Consider the following 23763-nt stretch of genomic DNA (forward strand, 5'->3'; position numbering starts at 1 on the left):
AAAAGCACTGTTTTTCAAAAACTTAAAATACGAACAAACAAAAAAAGCAAGTTCAAAATGAACTTGCTTTTGTGGGGAGAGCAGGATTCGAACCTGCGAAGTTAAAAAACAACAGATTTACAGTCTGTCCTCGTTGGCCGCTTGAGTATCTCCCCAAAACCGAGCGCAAATATATTATTGTTTATTTATTCTGCAAACAAAAAAGATACTATTTTTATAAATTTTAGTGTAAGCACTTCAGCGGCTTGGTTTTTGTAATTTTGAGGTTCATGAAACACTTTATTTATTTTATATTCCTTTTGCCTTTTTTCAGCTTTTCCCAGGAAAACATGGAAGCCAATCTGATAGAATCTACTGATATTAAATTAGATAGTTTAATAACCGTCGATAATTTTGGCACCATTTATTACACAAAAAAAGATGTGTTTCTCAAAAAAACACCTGAACAAAACCTAACTTACAATAATCTTCAATTGGGGCAACTTTACTCTGCCGATGCATTTAACCCTTTAAAAATCAATCTATTTTATAAAGACTTCAACACAGTCATTATTTTGGATAACCGATTGGCAGAAATTTTCAAAATAGACTTTAACTCCATTTCACCTTATAAAAATATAAGTCATGTGTCTACGGGTTTTGATAATTCCATTTGGATTTTCAATCAAGATCTGCAAAAACTGGAACTTTTTGATTATAAAACCAAAACCACCCGAGCCCAAACGGCACCCGTACAAAGTCAGGTTTTAGATTTAAAAAGTAATTACAATTATTGTTGGCTGCTTACCCAAAACTACCTTTACGTTTACAATTATTTTGGTTCGTTGGTCAAAAAAATTGAAAATACCGATTTCACTTCCATAGACATTTCGGGAGAAAATCTATTATTTAAACAAAATAATACACTATTCTTTTTAAAAGCTAACGGTACTACCCCACAGAAAATAAAAATTCCGCATTTATCGATAAAGGGGTTTTCACTAACCAACGAAACCTTGTATATTTACGACAGCGAAATACTTTACAAATTGCAATTAAAAACCCTTTAAAGCCATGCATATTGCTGTTGCCGGAAACATTGGCGCTGGAAAAACCACTCTAACCAAACTACTCGCCAAACACTACAATTGGGAGGCCCAATTGGAAGACGTTGTAGACAACCCTTACTTGGACGATTTTTACAACCAAATGGCACGGTGGAGTTTTAATTTACAGGTGTATTTCCTTAACAGCCGATTTAGGCAAGTATTGCAGATTAGACAAAGTGGCAAGGACATTATTCAAGACCGAACCATTTATGAAGATGCCCATATTTTCGCACCAAACCTGCATGCCATGGGGTTAATGACCAACCGCGATTTTGAAAACTATTCTTCGCTCTTCGATTTGATGCAATCGTTGGTTCAGGGGCCAGATGTATTGATTTATCTGCGTAGCTCCATTCCTAACTTGGTTTCACAAATCCATAAACGTGGCCGTGATTACGAAAACTCCATTAGCATTGATTATTTAAGCCGTTTAAACGAACGCTACGAGGCATGGATTCATGGTTACGACAAAGGCAAACTGCTGATTATTGATGTGGATAATTTGAATTTTGTTGATAATCCTGAAGATTTAGGATATGTAATCAACACCATTGATGCCGAAATTAACGGCCTCTTTTAAGGTGCAATAAAACCATGCTTTTTAGCATGCGCTATGGCTTCCTCACTATTTTCCACCAAGAGGACGGGAGAAACAGTATAGTTTTTATACAATGATTTTACGCGCTGCATTTTAGACTTGTGGTTTACAGTACGTAAATAAATAGCCATGACATTTTCTGTATATGCATTGGCAATTTCCATATAAATATCGGGGTCGTGCTCGCCGCTATCGCCAATCAAGATGAATTTTAGCTTCGGATAGGTTTTTAAAAGATTTAGAATTTCCTTTTGTTTTTGGGGCTTCTCCCCTTTTACCTTTTTTGAAAAGGGCTTCGGAAAACTTCTCAAAATAATGGGGCCTTTGGGAAAATTATTCTTCTTCAGAAAATATTCCAAATATCGGTATAAATTCCACGGGCTGTGACTTACATAAAATATGGGGTTGGCTTCCCGTCCCGTTTTTCCGCGGTGCAACAGATGATAAAATTCGGGTGTACCCTCTAAAGCCAATCGTCTTCCCGCCGATGTTAAAAACGTATTGATTAGTACCCGCCATTTTAAAATGGACACTAATCCGGTATGCAAAATGGTATCGTCAATATCACTGATAACTCCAAAGGAACTATTTTGGGATGGTATAAGCATTTCACCCGGAAAACGGTTGTCGGACTGTATGGTTCGTTTTAATTTTTGGGCTTCAAACGAAAACTCTAACTTCACCCAACCTTCAGCATTTATATAATCTTTTAAGTTTTCTACGCGTTCATCCAAAAGAAAATAGCCTCGGTGGTTTGTTTTGGTATAGAAAAATTTATCGTCGCCGAGCTTTACCCTAATTTTGGCGTTCTTTATTTCATCGGTTTCAAATCTTTTCCACGCATTCAGTAGCAATTTAAACGCTCCTTTCTTTTCGAGGTCTATGTTTTCATCCTCTAACGCTCTTCCCCTTAAATATAAACGATTGAAACTACTATAAGTTTGAAACGCAATAATTTGAAGCGGGTCTTTTTTAAACATTCTCTATAATTTACTGTACCGTTTAAAGCGTTTCTATAATTCTGTCTAAAATAACAACAAATTCAAAAAAACTAAACCTTTCTGGCTTTCAAACTTGAAATTTACTTGAGTGTAAACACTAAAAACATAAACACACCGTAACCCAACACTAAAACAAAGCCTTTGGCTCTGCTTATTTGCAAGCGTTTTGGCAAAAACACCATGGGTAATAATACTGCGGCGAAACCGAGCATCCAGAATAAATCGTTAGTTAATATTTGCAGTTCGGTAACCGGAATGGGCTTTATCAAAGCCGTTAACCCCAAAACGGAACCAATATTAAAGATATTAGAGCCAATTAAATTACCCAATGAAATAGCCTTTTCCTGTTTGGCCGCTGCAATAACCGAAGCCGCCAATTCTGGTACGCTGGTACCAATGGCAATTAAGGACACACCAATTACGGCCTCGCTTACACCGATAGCACGCGCTATTTCCTTAGAGCCTTCAACCAGCCATTCACTACCAAAATAAAGCGAAAGTGCCCCGATAAGCAGCCAAAGTATTATTTTGAAATTTGACACAATAGCCAAGGTTTCGTCAACCTCCTCGGCGGCTGCATATTTTTTGGTGTTCTTAATAAGTATGGCCAAAAATAACAACAATCCAATAAACAGAATGGAGCCTTCAAACGCTGAAAGCAAGCTGTCATTAAACAAAAAATAATAAAGCGCTATGGAAAATACCATCATTACCGGCCAGTTAAGCTTGTAAAAAGATGAATCTACCGCTATGGCTCCAACCATAGCAGTTACGCCTAAAACCAAACCTATGTTGGCAATATTAGACCCCACAACGTTGTTTATAGCAATGGCCGGCGAACCTGATAAAGCTGCCTGAAGACTCACCAATAATTCTGGAGCCGAAGTGGCAAAAGAAACTACCGTCATCCCGATAACCATTTTTGAGATATTAAACTTAAATGACAGCGCTACTGAAGAACGCACCAAAAATTCGCCACCAACAACCAATAAAACAAATCCGAGGATTACCAATAACAGACTCATAACATTTTTTTTTGCGAATATAAATGAAACTAAATATCTAAATCTGTTTAAGAATACGAATTTTAGTTTTTGCTTAATTTTAGTTTCAAATTCATTAAGAGAAACTTGTTTCCTGAAATATCCAAAAAAGATGAATTGGGCAAAAAACGCCTTTTTGAAAATGAAATGCCCCTTGGCTTTTAAAACCAGCAGTAAAAATGACCTTGATATATTTCAAAATTCATAAAATGAATCAAATTTTATTTCATTTATAAACCAAATAAAAGAGAATATATTTCTTTTTAAAACAAAAACTATTTTTTCACTTACAAACCAGTATTCAAATTCATCGATTTCAATCAAAACATTTGGCAAACAGTTTGGCAAACCCATATCTTCAAAAAACACAAACAAAAAACCGTTTGTAAACTAACCTTTTAAACCTAAAAATATGATTACACTTGCCAAACTCTTAATTGGAATAATTCTTTACATCATTTCAATTATTTAACTTAAAATATGTAAAACTTAGTCTAGAATAAGTTTTACTATTTTTGTAACAGCAAGCATCATTTTAGGTTTCTGCTCATTTTAAAAAAAGCAACTTAAATGCTGCTTCGTCTTCAAAAAAGACTGAAAAAGCAACATGAAGAAACAAGTTTTTAAATTATTGGCAAAAGTCAACAAAGCTATCTTGCCAAGCTATTCAAAACGACAATTGGACTTATCGAAAGCCACAAAGCTACAAATGGCCATAATTGGTTGGCGCTGGTATGTTACCAAAAATACGTTAGATTAGTTATCTTTGATATGTTTAAGTTTCATTATGTTTACATTAGCCCAAATCCTACTAAAACCTATGCATAAAATTATAGTCCTTTTTATTTGTTCGCTGTTTTTTGTGCCGTATTTAAATGCACAGAATAAAACGGTGCGCACCACATTTTATCAGGATGGTTTTTTATCTAAACATCAAAACGATTTTTCTGAAACCATTGCCGAATTCAATCAAAACGACGTTTGTATTGTTCTTGAATATTTAGGAAAAGACATTTACAAAATTAGGCATAAAGGAAAAATAGGTTATGTTTCGGTTGATGACCTTGAAGTTAACGAGAGCATGATGGACCTTTACTATGCTTTTCAAGACGAAGCCAAACAACGGGCCATTGAAGAAAGAAAGCAGAAAGAAAATGACTTGGTTAAAGACTCTGAAAAAATCGGGGATTCCATTGCAAAAGCAGAAGAACAGAAACGTTTGGCACTTATTGCCCAGCGGAAAAAGGATTCATTAGCGAAAATCAAAGAAACCGAAAGATTGAAACTCTTGGCCCAAAAACGCGCCGATTCCATTGCTGAAATCAAAGCACAACAACGGTTGGCACTTCTAGAAAAGCAGCGATTAGACTCCATCGCAAAAGTTGAAAAACAAAAACGTTTGGCACTCATTGCGCAACGAAAAAAGGATTCATTAGCGAAAATCAAAGAAACCGAGAGGCTAAAACTCTTGGCTCAAAAAAGAGCCGATTCCATTGCTGAAATCAAAGAACAACAACGATTAGACTCCATCGCAAAAGTTGAAGAGCAAAAGCGATTAGCATTGATTGCCCAACGGAAAAAGGATTCACTAGCGAAAATCAAAGAAACCGAGAGGCTAAAACTCTTGGCTCAAAAAAGAGCCGATTCCATTGCTGAAATCAAAGAACAACAACGATTAGACTCCATCACAAAAGTTGAAGAGCAAAAGCGATTAGCATTGATTGCCCAACGGAAAAAGGATTCACTAGCGAAAATCAAAGAAACCGAGAGGCTAAAACTCTTGGCTCAAAAAAGAGCCGATTCCATTGCAGAAATCAAGGAACAACAACGATTGGCCCTGCTTGAAAAGCAGCGACTGGACTCCATCTCAAAAGTTGAAAAACAAAAACGTTTGGCACTGATTGCCCAGTGGAAAAAGGATTCATTAGACAAAATAAAAGAAACCGAAAGATTGGAACTCTTGGCTCAAAAAAGAGCCGATTCCGTTGCCAAAATCAAAGAACAACAACGATTGGCGCTGCTCGAAAAACAACGATTAGACTCCATCGCAAAAGCTGAAGAACAAAAACGATTAGCACTGATTGCCCAGCGAAAAAAGGATTCGTTAGACAAAATAAAAGAAACCGAAAAGCTAAAACTCTTGGCGCAAAAACGAGCCGATTCCGTTGCCAGAACCAAAGAACAACAACGATTGGCGCTTCTCGAAAAACAAAGATTGGACTCCATCGCAAAAGTTGAAGAACAAAAACGTTTAGCACTGATTACCCAACGGAAAAAGGATTCGTTAGCGAAAATCAAAGAGATTCAAAGATTGGAACTCTTTGCACAGAGAAGAGCCGATTCCATTGCAGAAATCAAAGCACAACAACGGTTGGCACTTCTCGAAAAACAACGATTAGACTCCATCGCAAAAGTTGAAGAGCAAAAGCGATTAGCATTGATTACCCAACGGAAAAAGGATTCACTAGCGAAAATCAAAGAAACCGAGAGGCTAAAACTCTTGGCTCAAAAAAGAGCCGATTCCATTGCTAAAATTGAAGAAATTGTTCGCAAGGCTATTGCGGCTCAAAGAAAAAGAGATTCCATCGCCAAGGCCGAAGAACAGAAGCGTTTGGCATTATTGGAAAAACAACGACTGGATTCCGTTGCGAAGGTTGAAGCGGAAAGAAAAAAACTTCAAAAATTAAAAAGTCAGGAATACCTCTCCAAAGCCAAGGCAGAGCACGAAACGCAGTTAAAAATTGAAGAAGAACAAAAAACCGCAGTTACTGTTGAACCAAAAGAAATCAGCAAACCTGCTCCCGAAGAAGCTACCCGAAGTACTTCGTGCAATTACTTGATTAATGAATACGACGACTTTTACAAAATAAAAAACATACAAACCGAGCCTTATTCGCTTAGTAAAAACTTAAATATAGAATTATACAGGCATGGCAGAAAATTGAACATTTTTTTTAATCTATCCGAAAGCTTAGGCTGTGCCAGCTACATGTCTCATAATCGTTCGAGTGTAAAGGTTAAATTGGAAAACAACCAAACCGTTTCCTTTTATCATTCTTGGGGTGTTGAATGTGGTAATTTTTCTTTTAAGGGACGCATATCCACATCGCAAATTGCGCAATTACAAAACTCCCCGATTAAATCTATTTTATTACGCGGCACCAGATCTTCTATTGAAATCACCGATATTACAGATAAGTACTTTTTTATTGATAAGCTGCACTGCTTGGAAATTGATTTTTAATAACGACAGTTTATTTTTCATTATGAAAATCAACTAGCTATTTTAAAGTCTTATTGATTCTAAAGTGCTTCAAAAACCTCGAGTCCACATTCCAAGAATTTAGCATAATCGTTTTCGCTGGGCATATACCCTACAGGTTCATTTAATATTTTAGTGCCATCGGGGTTTAAAAGCACATAGTAAGGCTGTGAGTTGGTCTGAAAATATTGGGTTTGAAAATTGGCCCATTTATGTCCGTAGTTTTCCAATTTTCTTTTCCCTCCATTAATTCGGTTTACCAATATTTGCTGCTCTTGGGGCAACTCTTTTTTATCATCAACATATAATGAAATTAGCACATAATCATTACGCAAATAATTATCGATGCGCTTTTCAGACCATACGTGTTCTTCCATCTTTCTGCAATTAACGCAAGCATATCCCGTAAAATCCAACATAATGGGTTTATTGACTTTTTGTGCATAAGCGATACCGGTTTTTAAATCCTTAAAGCACTCTAAATTATTAGGACAATCTTGAGGATAAATAAAACTATAAGTAACTGGCGGCGCCAAACCACTTAACAAAGTTAACGAGGTAAAGGTGTTCGTTTCTTTATTAAACCTAAAGCCAGAAGCCAGATAAATAACAAAAGATGCCACCAATACCCCTCCTGCCAATCTTACCAAAGACATTTTTCTAATAGGCGTATCATGAGGAAACCTTATTTTTCCGAAGAGATACAATGCCAACCCGGCAAAAATAACAATCCATATAATTAAAAAGGGTTCTATTTTTAACAAATTCCAGTGCTGAACCAAATCGGCATTTGATAAAAACTTAAACGCCAATGCAAGCTCTAAAAAACCTAAAATAACTTTTGTGGTATTAAGCCATCCGCCTGATTTCGGCAAAGCGTTCATCATATTGGGAAACATAGCAAATAAAGCGAAAGGCAAGCCCAAAGACACTCCAAAACCAGCCATACCTGCGGTGAGCTGCCAAGCCCCTCCATCTGCAGTTAACGAACCAGCCAGTAGCGACCCTAATATAGGGCCTGTACACGAAAACGATACAATGGCCAAGGTTAATGCCATGAAAAATATGCCTATTAAACCACCTGCATCCTCTCCTCTAGAAGTTTTATTTATCCAACTGGCAGGTAAGGTTAATTCGTAATATCCGAAAAACGAAAAAGCAAAAAACACGAATATGGCAAAGAAAACAATGTTAAGCCAAACGTTGGTGGATACTTCATTTAAAATATCTGGATTTACAGAATCCAATAAATGAAAAGGCACACTTAAAAGTATGTACACCGCAAAAATAAAAAAGCCATAAAGCAATGCTTTTGAAATTCCGGCCGATTTACCCTTGCCACTCTTTTTTGTGAAAAAACTAACTGTAAGTGGTATCATTGGGAACACACAAGGAGTTAACAAAGCCAGCAGCCCCCCTAAAAAACCTAAACCAAAAATACTAAATAATGACTTTGTTTTGCTATCGGCCTCCGGAACCATTACATTTTCTCCTGCACAATTGGCTTCTGCCCTGTTTATATCATCAGCGGTTATTCCGTAAAGCATTTTATTAGCTACCGAATTATCTATGGGTTCTGTACTTTCAGAAGTTCCCGTATCTGTTGATGAGCTGCTACCACTAATACGAAAAACTAACTCGTCTTCAGTGGGAGGAGAGCACCTAGTATCATCACAAATCATGTACTCTACAAACGCTCGAATTTTTGGAACCTCTCCTATAATTTCTATTTTTTGCTTAAAAATGGCCGTATTCTCAAAATACTTAATTTCCATTTCAAACACCTGGTCGTTTACCGTTTGCCCTTCCTCCTCTTGGGTCTTTCCAATAATTTTAAAATTACCTAGACTGTCATCATAAATAAACGAGGTTGGTATGGGACCTCCATCTGATATATTCTGAGAATACAGGTGAAAACCAGATGGAATTCGTGCTTTTGTTATTAAGTTGAATTCTGAATCCGATAGTTTCTCAACTGATGTGTCCCATTTTACTGGCTCCAATATTTGGGCTTTGCCCACTAAGGCCATTAAAAGCATACAAAATACAACTGTCTTCTTCATATTTGGTAGGTTTATATATTATTGTTTAGGTTTAAACTCCATATTATAAGATGTTCCATCGGTGAGGACTTTCTCTGCCATATTTTGAATGTTTTTTGGGGTCATTTTTTACTATATCTTCAAAATGCTTAGGGGCGTTTATATTTTTGTTAAATCTAAAATAATTCGTCAACAATTGCATATCGAATCCATTTTTATCTTCAGCCTGTTCGTGCTCCTTTAAAAAGTTGGTTCTTATTTTGCTTAAATCATCATCACTGATTTTAATTGTTTAATGTTTAAAAATAAATGTTTAAAATTCTGCACCATTCTATTTAAGATACTTTTAATAAAAGAGCTAGCTTGTTCCCAGCCCTCTAATATTTTTTTTGCTCAAACTTGAGTAACTAATTCAAATATTTTTAACAACAAATGATTTAAATCTTTAAAGGATAAAGTTTTAGTAACAAATTTCTGTTTAATCTGTGCTTGCAACAAAAAATGGACACAAAAAAAACAGCAAAAAAATTACTGTTTTTTTTGTTTTATATATTAAGTTTTTTTGCTTTATTATCTCTTTCGTCGGGACAACATAACCGAAAATGCAACTTTTAAATTTAGACTTTTATTTTACTAAACAAAATCCACAATCTGGTTTTTCTTTCCGAAATAGGTTACGATAAAGCTGAATGGAAAAGTTCAAACCGAAAGGATCAACTCTATTTTCTCCTCTACTGGCAAGGGTCCTGTACAAAGTAAAAAACCTCCGTTCAAAGCGGAGGCTTTGATTTTTATTTAAATGACATGGTCTTTTTTTACGTTCATTTCTTGAATAATGACATCCTTTGAAGTGCTGCTTACTTGTAAATTATATTTCACGAGCGATTTTACCATGGCCTCTTGGACTCGGAAACACATTTGGGCGTGAATTCGATATGATAGTCACATTTTATAACACATGTATTAATTTTCTATATTTACTCATCTTAAAAAAGTTTTAGATGGTAAACCTAAAAATGGCAGAGCCTTTAAAAAAAGACCACCGTCAAAGACGGTGGTCTTTTAGACTTAAATAAAATATGTTTATTTATTATCGATCAACAATTTCGCTATTCCCATTTCAAGCCCTCTTAATTCCGCCAATCCTCTCAATCTTCCAATACCAGAATAACCTGGGTTTGTCTTTTTAGATAAATCGTCCAACATTTGATGACCATGGTCTGGACGCATAGGTATTTTAGCATCTTTTGCTCCTGCAGCGGCACGCTTGGCCTCCTCCTGAATTACTACTTTTACAACGCTGAACATATCAACGTCCCCTTCCAAATGATTGGCCTCATAAAAATTACCATTAGCGTCTCGTTTGGTACTCCTTAGATGTAAAAAATGAACTCTATCAGCAAACCTTTTAAAAATATTAACCAATTCGTTATCGGCTCTTACCCCTAACGAACCAGTACAGTACGTAATACCATTAGATCTATCAGGAACTTGAGAAAACAAATAAGCATAATCTTCTTCAGTGCTTACAACTCTAGGCAAGCCTAAAATAGGATATGGTGGATCATCTGGGTGGATACACATCAGCACATTGTTTTTTGTAGCGACCGGAATGATTTCTTTTAAAAAGTCTACTAGATTTTCGCGCAATTTCTGGGCATCGATGTTTTTGTAGGTATCCAAAATACCTTGAAATTGTTCTAAAGTATACCCCTCTTCTGCTCCAGGAAGTCCCGCTATTATGTTATTGATTAATTTTCGCTTTTCCTCCTCAGAGCACTTTTCTAAATAAGCTTTTGCTTGGGCTTTTTGATCTTCCGAATAGGAATCTTGAGCACCCGGACGTTTTAGCAAATACAATTCAAAAGCGGCAAATGCAATAACATCAAAGCGTAATGCTTTAGAACCATCCTCTACCTCGAATTCTAAATCTGTACGTGTCCAATCTAATACTGGCATAAAATTGTAACATACCACTCCAATTCCACAGCTAGCTAAATTTTCGATACTTTTTTTATAGTTCTCTATAAAGAATTCATATTGACCTGTGCGTGTTTTAATGTTTTCATGTACAGGTATACTTTCCACCACACTCCATCTAAGCCCATGTGCTTCTATTGTTTTTTTTCTTTTCTGAATTTCATCAATTGTCCAAATCTCTCCATTTGGCACATGATGTAAAGCAGAAACAATACCTGTTGCTCCGGCCTGTTTTATATCGCTTAAGGAAACGGGATCTTTTGGCCCGTACCATCTCCATGTTTGTTCCATTTATAATACTATTAATTCAATTACACTCCACTATACGCAGAAAATCCTCCGTCAATCGGTATTACCACACCGGTAACAAACGAGGAATTATCGTCGCAAAGAAACAGTGTTGTACTTACTAAATCTTCAGGTTTTCCATAGCGTCCCATTGGGGTTTGATCTATAATTTGTTGTCCTCTTTGCGTTAAGCTTCCGTCTGGGTTAGTTAATAGTGCCCTATTTTGTTCGGTCAAGAAAAAGCCTGGAGCCAAAGCATTAACCCGCACTCCTACTTTAGATAAATGAACAGCCAACCATTGGGTGAAATTAGAAACTGCCGCTTTAGCCGCACTATAAGCTGGTATTTTTGTTAAAGGCGTATAGGCGTTCATTGAAGAAATATTTAATACAGAGCACCCTGTGCGCCCAACCATATCTTTTGCAAAGACTTGTGTTGGCAATAATGTACCAATAAAATTCAAGTCGAAAACAAATTTTATGCCCTCAGGATCCAAATCAAAAAAGGTTTTAAACCCTTCTATTTTATTATCCATATCCTCTTCAAGCAAATGTGGATTTGTGGTAGTCCCTAAAGGGTGGTTCCCTCCTGCACCGTTAATTAAAATATCGCAAAGACCTAACTTTTCATTAATCTCTTGTTTTGCCAATTTTAAGGACTCTACCTCTAAAACATTGGATGCTATACCTATAGCTGTTCCGCCTTCGGAAACAATGTCATTCGCTACTTTGTCAGCAGATTCTTTCTTCAAGTCCAAGACCGCTATTTTATGTCCTTGTTGGGCAAAAGCTTTGGCCATTGTACTGCACAAAACACCTCCTGCTCCTGTTAATACTACTACTTTACTCATTGAATTTTAACTTTATTTTATAAATCACTATATGTAAATTACAACTTAATTCGTATTTTAAACATTAGGGAACTACCGTAAATGGCTATATACAAAACACCACTCCATTACATCATTCCCAAAAAAAACATCATGATAATACTCTCTTTTTTTTTTACTTACTCGTAAATTACAAAAGTACATAATAAATGGTATTACCTGCTAAAATACCCCAAATAATTCAATCGCCCTTCTTTCTTTGTTGCTTACTAAATTATAATCATTAAATTTCAGCTTAACACCTTCACCAATGTAAAGGGTTGTTCTTTGTTTCTTATCAATGTCCTCTACTCTTACAACCCCAAAACGCCCCTTAAAAGTTATACCCAATTTAGTATTGGAATAACTTTCTTCTAAACTGTTTAAAGAAATTACATAATCCGTAATAGTTTTATCATCAACTTTTGAAATTATAGTGGCACCTACTACTTCATTTCCATCCATTAAAGGCGTTACACTTTGCACACTCGGTTTTTTGTTAACAGAAGGTTCAAAAACAGCTACAAAAGGCCGTTCCCAAGCCTCGCCTTGCTGTCTTATGGTCAAAACTTGTGTTGCTTTTTCTTCATAGCTATTTTTAGCTTCTCTTGTTGCTGGGGCTAGAGCCGTAGTGTAACTTCGTTCGGTTCCTTTTGGAACGAACATGTGCATTAAACGGTTATCGAAGTTTATGTGAAATTTTGCTCTAACTCCGTTCTTGGTTGCTTTGGTTGTTTTCGTACCCTCAAAGTAACGCCAACCTGGTGATTGAACGGGATCACCAATATCTGTTTGATAGCGATTGGTAATATGAGTTTTTAAAGTTTTTCCTTTATCATTTTCTAGTGTTACGGCATCTCCTATATTGTGGTAAATGTAGTCGTGAAACTTATTTTCATTTAAAGATTTAGAGCGAAACACATCCAAATAATATGCGGTTTTATCGCTGGTACGAATTATGCTCAATGTACGTTCTTGAATGCAGTTATTAACAGTGTCTTTTAGCTGTTGAGTTGCAAAGTTAAAATGCTCGCTAATCGGATTTTCCAAATGTTTGGGTTCTGATGCGATATTCACAACAGTATTTTGCCAAACATGCGCCCCACTTTTCCACGACCCGGGCTGGGCACCATGGGAAGTTCCGTTAACGATTACCGTATTGTTTCCCGCATAAAGTCTAAAATAGTTTTCATGTAGAGGGATTCTTCGTTCCTTTACTGTAGGCGGCAAGCCTGCATTAGGAGCCATAACATAGCCCGCACCATAGAGTTCCATAGTTATTCCTGTTACATGCGAATGCACATAATGCGCACCTCCAATAATACCACATAAGCCATACAATTCGTTATTTGAATCGACATAATTACGCTGTAAAGCGATGCCTGCATGCTCCACCAAAACTGTTGGTGTTTTAAAATCTATCTGTGTATTTATTTCCTCTGGGACAGGTACGCCCCAAAATAGCTTTAAGGGATCATAATTATTGAAAGTTGAAACTCCTATTTTAGGTTGATGTCCTCCTCGACGATTGTAGGCTTGCCTTAGCGCTACTTTGGCTTGTTTTTCTAAATTTGTATAACCGCGACGTTGCGCCAAATGAAGCGTATATCTATATAATTTTTCAGTGCCATCATGCTCTCTTTTAGAATCTCCGTAACGTACAAAACGGCCATCGGGCATTCTTAAATTGTCAAATAAAAAGTTCCCTTTAAAAATGTTTTTATATCCTTTCGTTACGTGCATTTCAGGGTATACCCGATCTATAACATTTAATACCAAGCTTACTGGAGACATAAAGCTATAACTAGTAGATTCTGGCCAAACACCTTGCTTACCAAACATGGGCAAAATGGTATTCTTAAACGAATTTTGATGGGCCGTACCCTTTTCCCAAAACACGTTAAATAGCCGCTCCCTTTCTTTATCATCATCAACGCAAAGAATACCAAAAAGTACTCCTGGTGCAGTTAAAACCGGGTGATTTGAAATAAACTTGCCATGCTCGTCCGGTCGACCGTATTCCTGCAAGGTGTTTCCAACCATATTCGAAATGGCCTCTTGAAAAACCGATTTATCAAATTCTTCCCTCTTATTAGTTGAACTTTTAAAAACTTTAGTTTCTGAATCCTGTAAAAAATTATAAATAAAATCGTAGGCCAAAGCGAACTGGCCGTAGGTGGTTCGTGGATCATAAAAGTGATTACCGCAAATCGTAGTAGTTTCAGGAGTTCGTTTAGACAAAATAGCAGCATAATGCCAAAGAATATCTGCTGAAAACTGAGCATACTGTTTGTCTTCGGTTAAAAAATAAAGCATTGCTGCGTATGAGGCATTTGTTAATATTTCCGTATGTTTTTCAACGGTTACAGCCTCAAATTCGGTTAGGTTATCGTCGACTGGAATCTCTGGAATGGCTGACAATATTGCCTCTGGAGTCATTTGGTGCCTATTAACTTTGTTGTTGACTACGGCTTTTAAATCATCGAACATTGTTTTAGCCCAATCGTATTCCTCTATAAGATTTAAAACATGCTGTTTTTCTTCTTGAGTTACCCAAATAACAGGATGTTTTAAGGATTGGGATGTGCTAAATTGCATCCCAAATATTAATATTAAAACAATACTAAATCCTCTACTCTTCTTTAACATCTACTCTATTTATTAGTTTAAAAATTTGTATTCTATTTTACTTTTTTGAATAAACTTTAAAGTTCTTGTAGATAGCCGAACGCGTGTACATGTGCCGTAACCCGATTCGCCCCTCTGAAATTGGAGCTACTTTGGTAATATCCCATTCAAAATATTGTTCTTTACCTTCGTGCTCCATTTTAAAACTTAGTTTTTTTGAAGTTTTAATGGCGGTTATATGATAGGTTTTTCCTTTTTCAAATAAACCCTGCATATCGTATGATGGTTCAACTACAATACTATTAAAGGGTTTATCATCTGGCTTGGGGTAGCGACGTGCGCGAACATAATGTAAACCATCACCTTTATTTCCAAAAGCTGAAAAACTGATATGAAACGCGTTCATGTTTTCGAAATACAGCTTCATTTTAGGAATCTCTCGTAAGTGCTTCCATTTGTCAATATCTTTCTCATAAACACCTTCTTCGTCACCAGTTGCTTGAATATATAGAATATTTACATACTTATTGGCGTCATCTGTTTTTATGTAATCAAACTCAATTTTTATATCTCCACTATAGGAATCTTTTGTCCATAAAACCGCATGATGTGCATCATTCTCGGCTTCAGGACCTGCTTTAAAATGCATGCCTTCTTCAGTGTTTTCAACCGTAGCTATCAAGCCATCTAAAGTCCATTGTTTAGACCAATCTTTGGTACAATCGTCTTGGAAAGTCAATTTCCAATCCTCTTGGGTATTGCTGATCTTTTCGTTAAGAGGCTTTTTTGTTTTACAAGAAACCACAAGGACTAAAAACACTAATAAAAATACATCCCACTTCATAAACACTATTTACTTAAGAAGTCTTTCCCCCATTTTTCTCTTAGCTCCACAGCAAGTTGATTGACAGTATCTTGATATTCTGGCTTTTCAGCTAAGTTATCTAATTCTAAAGGGTCTGTTTTATGGTTGAATAACATACGGGCATAAGCTATCCCATCATCTTTAACCCATTCCGTATAAAACAAATCGCCTTTTATTAAGGTAACCATATCTTTAAATTTAGATACCGCCCAGTCCTTTTGTGGGGATTCTCCATTTATAATGGGCACAAAACTTTGTCCTTCAACGGTTTCAGGACTATCTAAACCAACTAATTCCGCTAAACTAGGATAAACATCTATGTACTCCGTTATAGCATCGGTTTGTTGCCCACTGGTTTTACCTGGAACTTTTATGGTGAGCGGTGTCCTTAAAGCGGTTTCAAAAGTGACATGCTTGCACCATAATTTATGGTCACCTAAATTCCAACCATGGTCGCCCCATAAAACTACGATGGTATCGTCTTCTAACTCTAAACGCTTTAACTCATCCAGAACCAAACCAATTTGTGCATCCACATAGCTTACACAGGCATAATAGCCATGAATCAATTCTTTAGCCATTTCCTCTGGCACATCGCCATTTTTAGGGATATTATGGTATTTTCGTAATTCTCCAAATTTATGAAAGGCCTGTTTGGGTGTCGTTTTTGGCTGCACGTAGCTTTCAGGAAGTTCAATGGCACTTCTATCGTACAAATCCCAATATTTTTTCGGAGCATTGAATGGCAGATGTGGTTTCATAAAACCAAGTGCCAGAAAAAAGGGTTGATTTCCTTCTTTTAGTTTTTGTAAGTCTTCTATCCCTTTTTGGGCAATTTTGCCATCGAAATAAGCATCGTCTTCTACATCAATATTTTCAAAAGGCGGCCCATAACCTGTGGCGATTGCTTGCTTTAAACTTTCAGCTAATTGATAGTCTCTAACATTTCCTTTAGGGAACCATCTAGAATCCCAAGCGGCATTATCGTCTTTGCCTCCGTGGTATATTTTACCAGTTGATATTGTTTTATATCCATTCTGTTTTAAAAGCAGGGGCAATGAAACTGCCTCTGGGTAATCATGGTCTTTTTCCGTTTTAGCATCAATAAAACGATGACGTGTTGGTCTTGCACCCGTAAGCAAGCTTGCTCTTGAAGCACCACAAACAGGTACATTACAATAGGCCCTATTAAACACCAAACTCTCACTGGCTAATTTATCTAAATTTGGAGATTGGATATGGTTGGCACCGTAAAAATTCAATTCTGGACGTAAATCATCAACTGCGATGAATAAGATGTTTTTGGGTTTCGTTTCTTTAGCTACTTCAACTTCAGTATGCTTCTTTTCATTTTTACAGGACACCAATACAAAAAGGAAAATGAAAGTATATCTAATGATTTTAAGCATGTTAATAGGTTTATTTTTTACAATTTATAATTTTAAAATTTAGAGTTGACTAAACTACACCTATCTTAATACTCACCACTCGTTCTCGCCTTCTGCTCCACAAAATAAGGTTGAAATGTATACTTAGATTTTTCATCCCATTTTACATTCGTAGTAGGTAATAATTGTTTTAATTCCTCAATTTTTTCATTGTACTCCTCTTTTCCTGCAACATTCGTCCACTCGTTAGGGTCGTTACTGTGGTCGTACAATTCTTGTGTACCATCTTCATATTGAATGTATCTAAACTGATTGGTTCTTACCGCATGGTTATTCATACCATAAGTTGTTAATGCATAAGCGTCTTCAACACCTTCATCGTTGGTCATCATAGATACTAAACTTTTACCTTCATTTCTTGAATACGCCGGTAAATCACTAAGTTCTAATAACGTTGGGTAAATGGATAAAAACTCCACTGGTGCGTCAATCTTTTTACCTTTTGGTAAATCTGGTCCAGCGAACATTAATGGTGCTTTGGTAGCGGTTTCCCATAATCCGTGTTTGGCAAAAGTTTCTTTCTCACCCAGACGATACCCGTGGTCTGACCATAATACAATTACCGTATTATCGGCATATTTGCTATTTTCTAAAGCATCTAAAACACGCCCTAATTGGTTATCTACAAAACTAATACAGGCCAAATAGGCTTGTACAATTTTTTTCCACTCACCACTTTCAATCGCCCAATTTGTGGTAGGCATCATAGGCAAATCATTAATTTGTAAACCAACATTGGGAATATCAGCCAAATCATCTGCTTTATAAGGTGGTGTTTCAATGTCTTCTAAAGGATATAAATCGAACCACTTTTGAGGTACATATAATGGAACGTGCACGCGTAAAAATCCAACCCCCAAAAAGAAAGGTTGGTCATAATCTGTTTGTAAACGTTCAATGGCCCAATTTGCAGAAGCATGGTCAGGCATCAAACTATCAGCTTCAGGAAATGCACCCCAGTCTGTACTTGTTTTTCCATGTACGCATTTAATCCCTTTACCAAAACCATCCCAAACAAATCGTTTTTTAGGCAATGGCCCAAAACCTGCAACACGACCACCAGATTCATGAAACACACTGTCTGGCGCATGAATATGAAACAATTTCCCAATACCCATGGTATGATATCCATTTTTTCCAAAATATTCGGGCAAAAACGTGATATCCTTGGTCGCTGGATTTCCTTCCCGTCGCACTTCATTATCAGGTGCCATTCCATAAATTCCAGTATTGGAAGGCCTTAACCCTGTCATTATTGAGGCTCTCGAAGGCCCGCAAAGTGGTGCTTGAACATGAGCATTAGTAAAGGTCACCCCCATTTTTGCTAACCTATCAAAATTTGGTGTTTTTACGTTTGAAAAGTTATCGATTGGTCCAATCATATTGTTCAAATCATCCACAGCGATGAACAATATATTAGGTTTTGAAGGTACTTCAGAAGCAACTTGCTCTGATGATGATTTGCTTTTACAAGAACAAATTAATAAACCAAAAATAGCTGTTATAACGAGTAATTTCCTCATGTTTAAGTTTTAACTTATTTGATGTTTTTATAAAATGATTGCAAGGTGTAAAATGCCTTTTTCTTGTTTCCTGTTTCCGATATCAAACCTTTTCTGTTCCATCCATCTTGGTAAGGAATTAAGGTACGTCTTGGTGACCTAAAATCTACTAAAGTCCAAGGTGTAATACCACTAATTCCTGGTATTTTTGCTAAGGTTGGTAAAGTCTCTTCATATAATAATTCCTGAAATTCTTCACTCCAACGCGTCATGTTATCGGCATGATACCCTTGAAGTGCACCCGCCCCAAATTCTGAAATAATGACTGGCTTATCAATATCTATTTCCCAACGGATATTTTTAATATTATCAATATTTCCTCCATACCAACCATAGTATTGGTTGAAACTCAACACATCCACAACCTCGGCAAATTCATCTTCTACAATCATGATGTTTTTGTTTTCTTTTTTGCCGTGGTCTTCTAAAGCGGCACTAATTAAACGCATGTCATCTAATTTTCTAGCCTTAGTTGCTAAATTGGTTAAAAAAGTTAAACGTTCTTTAGATGTAGGCGTTTCGTTGGCCATTGACCAAATGATGGAACAGGCTCTGTTTTTATCACGTTGTATTAATTCTGATAACTGCGTTTCAGCTTTGTTGTAGGTTTCTGTATTCGTCCATTGAATGGTCCAATACACCGGTATTTCTTCCCAAACTAAAATACCCATTTGGTCTGCCAAACGAATCATGTTCTCATTATGTGGATAGTGCGCTAAACGTACATAATTACAACCCAATTCTTTTGCCCAACCTAGCAGTACCCTAGCATCTTCAATAGACCAAGCTCTACCACCACGCATGACGTTTTCTTCGTGAATGGAAATGCCTTTCAGAAATATTTTTTCACCATTTAATAAAATTTGCTTCCCACTAGTTTCAATAGTTCTAAAACCAATTTTATCAGATATCTTATCGTTTGAAATGGCAATGTTTACATCGTATAATTTCGGGTTTGTGTCACTCCAATACGACACGCGTTTCACAGGAAATTTTACCGCTACAAATCCGTTAGCATCCGTTGTAAATGATGTATTAATTTTTAATTCTGGGATGGAAAGACTAACGCTTTGATTTCCCTTGTTATCCCCATTCAATTGAATGTATCCAGAAACTTCTCTGTTATTGTTTTTAGTCAGCTGAATTTTATAATCTTCGATAAAAGTGTCATCTAATTCATAAATGGTAACATCTCTGGTTATACCCCCGTAATTCCACCAATCTGTACTCAAAGTTGGCACTTCATCCGCAAAACGTTTGTTATCAACCTTTACAATCAAAAAGTTATCTTTTTCTTTTAAAAGATGGGTCATTTCAAAATTGAAAGGCGTAAAACCGCCAACGTGAACACCTAGTTTCTTACCATTCAAATACACATCTGCTTTGTAGTTAACCGCTCCAAAATGCAAATAGTAACGTTTGGAAGCATCATAATTTTCAACGTTAAAAGACTTTTTGTACCAAACTGTACCTTCGTAATAAAATAGTTTTTCCTCTTGTGAATTCCAATCGCCGGGAACGACCATAGTTGGTGCTGTATCAAAATCGTACTCTACCCTATCCGTTTTATTTTGTGGTTTTTTATTTAAAAAGTACGCACTAGAACCAGGGTTTTCGGTACCATCATGTGGTTCCATTCTGTAGTTATAATATCCAGTTTCATAAACATCTACAATGTAATGCCACCTGCCATTTAAGCTTTGTCCATTTCTTAAGTAACTATTCTGTAATAAAGGTTGATTCGCAAATGCGCAAATTGAAATGAACAGCAGGCTTATGCTTACAATATATTTCATGTGATTTTAAATAACTTTAATGGTAATTCTAACTTGTTTTTTATCTTCAAAAGGCATGATTAACGGTACTGCTTCTACTCCTGGAACCATATTAAATAGCCTTTCTTTTGGTGTATCTTTTATTTTTATAACTGAACTTGAAGTGATTTTTACTACGCCGTTGGGTTTCTCAATAGTAATTTCATGTTCTGAAACTTGTGTTACTTTTTCTCCTGTTGGAGATACTATTGGTAATACAAAAGCAGTTGGTGTTTTTATAGCCTCATTGGTAGTCGCAAGTATTTCTAATTTTTCAGAAGTTGCAGTATAGTCTAAATTGAAATTTGAAGCTGTTTCAGTTACCGCCTCAAAAGCTTCGTTTTTTAGTTGTACTTTGGCATTGTATTCCAAACTATCCGTCTCATCTTTTGAAGTAAAAGTGGCCTCTAAATCGAATAAATTGGTATACCAAGCATCATCTTTAAAGGTTTCTATTCTTGGCGTCAGTGCAAAATCCTCTCCAGGTTGCTCCTGTTGATTATGGGCTTCTAAGAGTTTATATATCGCCAGACTTGTGGTACACAATAACCCAACTTTCATGTGATATAATGTACAAAGCGATGCGCCCGTAGCTTGCCTAACATCATTTCTGGTACTGTAAATGGCATCATATGCCGATACCGTTCCTCGCCAATCGCCTTTCCCAAATAGGGAAACATCTAACTCCTTAAAATAGGTTTCGCCATTGGCTACTGCTCTCGGAAGCGGTGTGGAAGTATCAATTTTAGGTAAATGGTCCCAATGGTCTAAAATGGTAGCCAATGGTTTGGCGTGTGCGAAGGTGTGATGTACACTAGCCTCAACACCATGCGACACATAATTAAGTCCGCCGTACAACAAGCCATCTTTAGTACACTGCTTTAACAATTCTGTATTCTTGAATGTGGCGGTTCCCAAGGCTGGATTATCGCCTGCCATAAATGAAAATGCAGATTGCATACCATCACTTGTTCTACTGCCCCAATAGGTCCACTTAAACATACGGTTACCAAAGCTATTGTCTATACCGCCATCAGGTAATATAAATTGTAAATGCGAGTCTAATGATTTTTTTAGGATTTGCAAAAGCTCCTCATCTTTTGCCTCCAAAGCATATAGTACCAAATTATTAAGAGATTCTTCTATATTGTAACCCAAATCTATACCCGGTAAGCCTTTAGGACTTAGTGCTTTTTTATTTTTATTTTGAATTTCGCCAAAAAGTAAAGCATTGGGTTCAGAGAAATGGCTTTTAATCTGATTAGCCATATCCTTACTTCTTTCTAAATACTTTGTATTGTTGAGCATGTTGCCTATTAAATGCAAAGCATAAATTGTAGTAGCACTATAATTGATATTGGAATTACCTACCACAGGAAACCTGTTATACACAAACTCCATAGCCTGTTCCAAACGCTTATACCAGCGTTTTTTTCTGATTTCATCAATTAAATCGCCATGAAATTTTAAAGTATCTGCTAATGCAATGGCCGCAAAAACGGTGGTGCCTTCCCAGGATTTAGGGTCTACATCGTTAGTCCAAGCCCCATTGGGTTTGGTTACATTTTTACCCCATTCAAAAACGGCAATACCTGCATCTAAATATTTTTGTTCGCCAGTAATTTTAGCCATACAAAAAAATGGATACACGGCATCGATAACACGACCGTGCATCCATCCAGTTGGGCATTTAAATTGCCCATGTACTGTTGGGTCTGATGGATTTATGATTTGAATTTTAATCATGCCATCACACCATTCTTTCAATAAATTAAAAACTAAGGTCCTATATTCAGATGAATGTATGTCTTTTACACCTTTGGCACATGAATTCAAAAAGCTAGTCGCTGATAATGACAACCCAACACCAGTTATTGTTGATAATTGAATAAAATCTCTACGCTTCATCTGAATATTATTTTGGAAACAATTTGAATTATTCCGCTCTAAATGCTGTAATTTTTACGGTTAAATCCTCAACGATATTAGGATTTGCGTCTGCAATATTATTTTGCTCAAATGGGTCTTCTTCAATATTGAATAGTTGTACTACCTCATTCTTTTTCCTTTCAGGGTCTGGAATGATAATTTTGTAAGGAGGAAAAATGGCCATGTTGTAGAACATACTATTTTCTATGGTATCAAAATCGTGCGCATACACTTCTCCAAAAACACCTTTACGCTGGGTTAATGCTGTTTCATCCAAAACACTAACTCCAGGTAAATTTGCAGGTTTTTCAATACCCAAAATATCTAAAACTGTTGGCACCATATCTATACTACTTGTAATGGTAGAATCATCCATTTTTGGTGTGATTTTACCTTTCCATTTGTACATAATTGGTGTTCTAATACCTAAATCATAAGGCGCTCTTTTTGAGGTTTTCACGTATGTACTTTTATTGGGTTCTTGTACCCAGCCATTATCGCACACATAAACAAATAAGGTGTTTTCCATTTGTCCTTTGGCTTCAATCATATCAAACAACTGTCCGCAAGTTTCATCAAACCACTCACACATTGCCCAGTATTTAGCAACATATTCGGTAGGTGCTTTTGGTAAATATTTATCCAACAAACGTTGTGGCGGGTTATGAGGTGCATGTGGCAAGAATGGTGCATACCATAAAAAGAAGGGATTCTTCTTTTCAGCAGCTAAATTTAAATAGCTATTAATGGTGTCTAAACCTTTTCTACCTATTTGCAAACCAAAATCACCATGACGACCGCCACGTTCTGGGTCACCGTGCGTCATACCATAATCAAAACCTCCAATTTTGTGGTTACCATGCCACCATTTACCGGTTTGAAACGATAAATAACCTTTTTCTTTCAACATATCGGGAAGTGTGGTTTGTTTTTCAAAAGCAGAAATAACGGGTTTATAGGCTTCAGCTCTTTCTTTTCCGCGGATATTTCCACGATCATAGACCTTATCATTTCCTAAAATACCATGATCTTTTGGATATAAGCCTGTAATGATTGTTGCCAAAGATGGTGAACACAACGGTGTTGGCACATAGCCTCTAGTAAAGGTTAAGCTTTCTGAAGCGAACTGGTCTAAACGAGGTGTATCAATATGCTCATGACCCATAAAACTATAGTCTGTCCAAGCTTGATCGTCAGACAAAATAAAAACGATATTCGGGGTCTGGTTTATCTCCTGAGGGGCTTGTGCTTTCGCTTCTGATGTTTTGGTTTTATTTCCACAGGAAAAACATATCACTAATAATACGATATAACCCAGTTTGTTCAATTTATTCATAGTTGTTGCT

At 36.5% G+C, this 23763-nt stretch carries 16 protein-coding genes and 1 tRNA gene; 4 read left to right on the top strand and 13 right to left on the bottom strand.

From position 1 onward, the window contains the following. Positions 1-72 precede the first annotated feature (72 nt). Positions 73-155, bottom strand: a tRNA-Tyr gene (locus ABI125_11835). 114 nt (positions 156-269) lie between these two features. Between ABI125_11835 and ABI125_11840 the strand changes: the two genes are divergently transcribed. Beyond that, the gene (locus ABI125_11840) at positions 270-1049 is read left to right on the top strand and encodes a hypothetical protein (GenBank protein ID XCF05414.1); all 780 of its coding nucleotides are present in this window, start codon (positions 270-272) and stop codon (positions 1047-1049) included. A gap of 4 nt (positions 1050-1053) precedes the next feature. Next, positions 1054-1668 (top strand): deoxynucleoside kinase, encoded by a 615-nt coding sequence (locus tag ABI125_11845; GenBank protein ID XCF05415.1) that lies wholly within the window; start codon positions 1054-1056, stop codon positions 1666-1668. On the opposite strand, the gene ABI125_11850 is transcribed toward ABI125_11845, so the two are convergent. Continuing rightward, positions 1665-2666, bottom strand: coding sequence for a phosphatase domain-containing protein (locus tag ABI125_11850; GenBank protein ID XCF05416.1), 1002 nt, complete (start codon positions 2664-2666; stop codon positions 1665-1667). The two genes, ABI125_11845 and ABI125_11850, sit on opposite strands and share 4 nt — an antisense overlap. A 101-nt stretch (positions 2667-2767) precedes the next feature. Then, the gene (locus ABI125_11855; GenBank protein ID XCF05417.1) at positions 2768-3712 is read right to left on the bottom strand and encodes a calcium/sodium antiporter; all 945 of its coding nucleotides are present in this window, start codon (positions 3710-3712) and stop codon (positions 2768-2770) included. Between the two features lie 625 nt (positions 3713-4337). On the opposite strand from ABI125_11855, the gene ABI125_11860 reads away from it, so the two are divergent. Together ABI125_11860 and ABI125_11865 are read left to right on the top strand one after the other, a co-directional pair. Further along, entirely contained in the window at positions 4338-4490 is a 153-nt protein-coding gene (locus ABI125_11860; protein XCF05418.1) for an SsrA-binding protein, read from the top strand. A 60-nt stretch (positions 4491-4550) separates the two neighbouring features. Beyond that, complete coding sequence (locus ABI125_11865; protein XCF05419.1) at positions 4551-6974, top strand: hypothetical protein; 2424 nt, start codon at positions 4551-4553, stop codon at positions 6972-6974. A 59-nt stretch (positions 6975-7033) separates the two neighbouring features. Here ABI125_11865 and ABI125_11870 read toward each other — a convergent pair whose 3' ends face one another. From ABI125_11870 to ABI125_11915, 10 genes are all read right to left on the bottom strand, one after another. Further along, positions 7034-9055: a cytochrome c biogenesis protein CcdA gene (locus tag ABI125_11870; GenBank protein XCF05420.1), complete on the bottom strand. Its 2022-nt coding sequence runs from the start codon at positions 9053-9055 to the stop codon at positions 7034-7036. Between the two features lie 1062 nt (positions 9056-10117). Then, positions 10118-11305, bottom strand: coding sequence for a mannonate dehydratase (gene uxuA, locus ABI125_11875; GenBank protein ID XCF05421.1), 1188 nt, complete (start codon positions 11303-11305; stop codon positions 10118-10120). 20 nt (positions 11306-11325) lie between these two features. Further along, the gene (locus ABI125_11880) at positions 11326-12153 is read right to left on the bottom strand and encodes an SDR family oxidoreductase (GenBank protein XCF05422.1); all 828 of its coding nucleotides are present in this window, start codon (positions 12151-12153) and stop codon (positions 11326-11328) included. 201 nt (positions 12154-12354) lie between these two features. Continuing rightward, positions 12355-14820 (bottom strand): hypothetical protein, encoded by a 2466-nt coding sequence (locus ABI125_11885; GenBank protein XCF05423.1) that lies wholly within the window; start codon positions 14818-14820, stop codon positions 12355-12357. A 37-nt stretch (positions 14821-14857) separates the two neighbouring features. Further along, positions 14858-15643, bottom strand: a complete 786-nt coding sequence (locus ABI125_11890) for a DUF1961 family protein (GenBank protein XCF05424.1) — start codon at positions 15641-15643, stop codon at positions 14858-14860. Between the two features lie 5 nt (positions 15644-15648). After that, entirely contained in the window at positions 15649-17073 is a 1425-nt protein-coding gene (locus ABI125_11895; protein XCF05425.1) for a sulfatase, read from the bottom strand. 65 nt (positions 17074-17138) lie between these two features. Next, entirely contained in the window at positions 17139-18635 is a 1497-nt protein-coding gene (locus ABI125_11900; protein XCF05426.1) for a sulfatase, read from the bottom strand. Between the two features lie 14 nt (positions 18636-18649). After that, on the bottom strand, positions 18650-20470 hold the full coding sequence (locus ABI125_11905; GenBank protein XCF05427.1) for a glycoside hydrolase family 2 TIM barrel-domain containing protein: 1821 nt from the start codon (positions 20468-20470) through the stop codon (positions 18650-18652). A 6-nt stretch (positions 20471-20476) separates the two neighbouring features. Continuing rightward, positions 20477-22396, bottom strand: coding sequence for a hypothetical protein (locus ABI125_11910; protein XCF05428.1), 1920 nt, complete (start codon positions 22394-22396; stop codon positions 20477-20479). Positions 22397-22424: 28 nt separating this feature from the next. After that, a complete protein-coding gene (locus ABI125_11915; GenBank protein ID XCF05429.1) occupies positions 22425-23753 on the bottom strand; it encodes a sulfatase-like hydrolase/transferase in 1329 nt (442 codons plus the stop codon). Positions 23754-23763: the final 10 nt, after the last annotated feature.

Origin of the sequence: Tamlana crocina, assembly GCA_040429635.1 — a bacterium.
GTDB classification, from domain to species: Bacteria; Bacteroidota; Bacteroidia; order Flavobacteriales; family Flavobacteriaceae; genus Flavisericum; species Flavisericum crocinum.

What these genes read in the sequence shown, in the direction of transcription:
- uxuA (XCF05421.1), bottom strand. Translation starts at nt 11,305, where the DNA reads ATGGAACAAACATGGAGATGGTACGGGCCAAAAGATCCCGTTTCCTTA.
- ABI125_11915 (XCF05429.1), bottom strand. Translation starts at nt 23,753, where the DNA reads ATGAATAAATTGAACAAACTGGGTTATATCGTATTATTAGTGATATGT.
- ABI125_11910 (XCF05428.1), bottom strand. Translation starts at nt 22,396, where the DNA reads ATGAAGCGTAGAGATTTTATTCAATTATCAACAATAACTGGTGTTGGG.
- ABI125_11855 (XCF05417.1), bottom strand. Translation starts at nt 3,712, where the DNA reads ATGAGTCTGTTATTGGTAATCCTCGGATTTGTTTTATTGGTTGTTGGT.
- ABI125_11860 (XCF05418.1), top strand. Translation starts at nt 4,338, where the DNA reads ATGAAGAAACAAGTTTTTAAATTATTGGCAAAAGTCAACAAAGCTATC.
- ABI125_11840 (XCF05414.1), top strand. Translation starts at nt 270, where the DNA reads ATGAAACACTTTATTTATTTTATATTCCTTTTGCCTTTTTTCAGCTTT.
- ABI125_11905 (XCF05427.1), bottom strand. Translation starts at nt 20,470, where the DNA reads ATGAAATATATTGTAAGCATAAGCCTGCTGTTCATTTCAATTTGCGCA.
- ABI125_11845 (XCF05415.1), top strand. Translation starts at nt 1,054, where the DNA reads ATGCATATTGCTGTTGCCGGAAACATTGGCGCTGGAAAAACCACTCTA.
- ABI125_11870 (XCF05420.1), bottom strand. Translation starts at nt 9,055, where the DNA reads ATGAAGAAGACAGTTGTATTTTGTATGCTTTTAATGGCCTTAGTGGGC.
- ABI125_11895 (XCF05425.1), bottom strand. Translation starts at nt 17,073, where the DNA reads ATGCTTAAAATCATTAGATATACTTTCATTTTCCTTTTTGTATTGGTG.
- ABI125_11885 (XCF05423.1), bottom strand. Translation starts at nt 14,820, where the DNA reads ATGTTAAAGAAGAGTAGAGGATTTAGTATTGTTTTAATATTAATATTT.
- ABI125_11900 (XCF05426.1), bottom strand. Translation starts at nt 18,635, where the DNA reads ATGAGGAAATTACTCGTTATAACAGCTATTTTTGGTTTATTAATTTGT.
- ABI125_11865 (XCF05419.1), top strand. Translation starts at nt 4,551, where the DNA reads ATGCATAAAATTATAGTCCTTTTTATTTGTTCGCTGTTTTTTGTGCCG.
- ABI125_11880 (XCF05422.1), bottom strand. Translation starts at nt 12,153, where the DNA reads ATGAGTAAAGTAGTAGTATTAACAGGAGCAGGAGGTGTTTTGTGCAGT.
- ABI125_11890 (XCF05424.1), bottom strand. Translation starts at nt 15,643, where the DNA reads ATGAAGTGGGATGTATTTTTATTAGTGTTTTTAGTCCTTGTGGTTTCT.
- ABI125_11850 (XCF05416.1), bottom strand. Translation starts at nt 2,666, where the DNA reads ATGTTTAAAAAAGACCCGCTTCAAATTATTGCGTTTCAAACTTATAGT.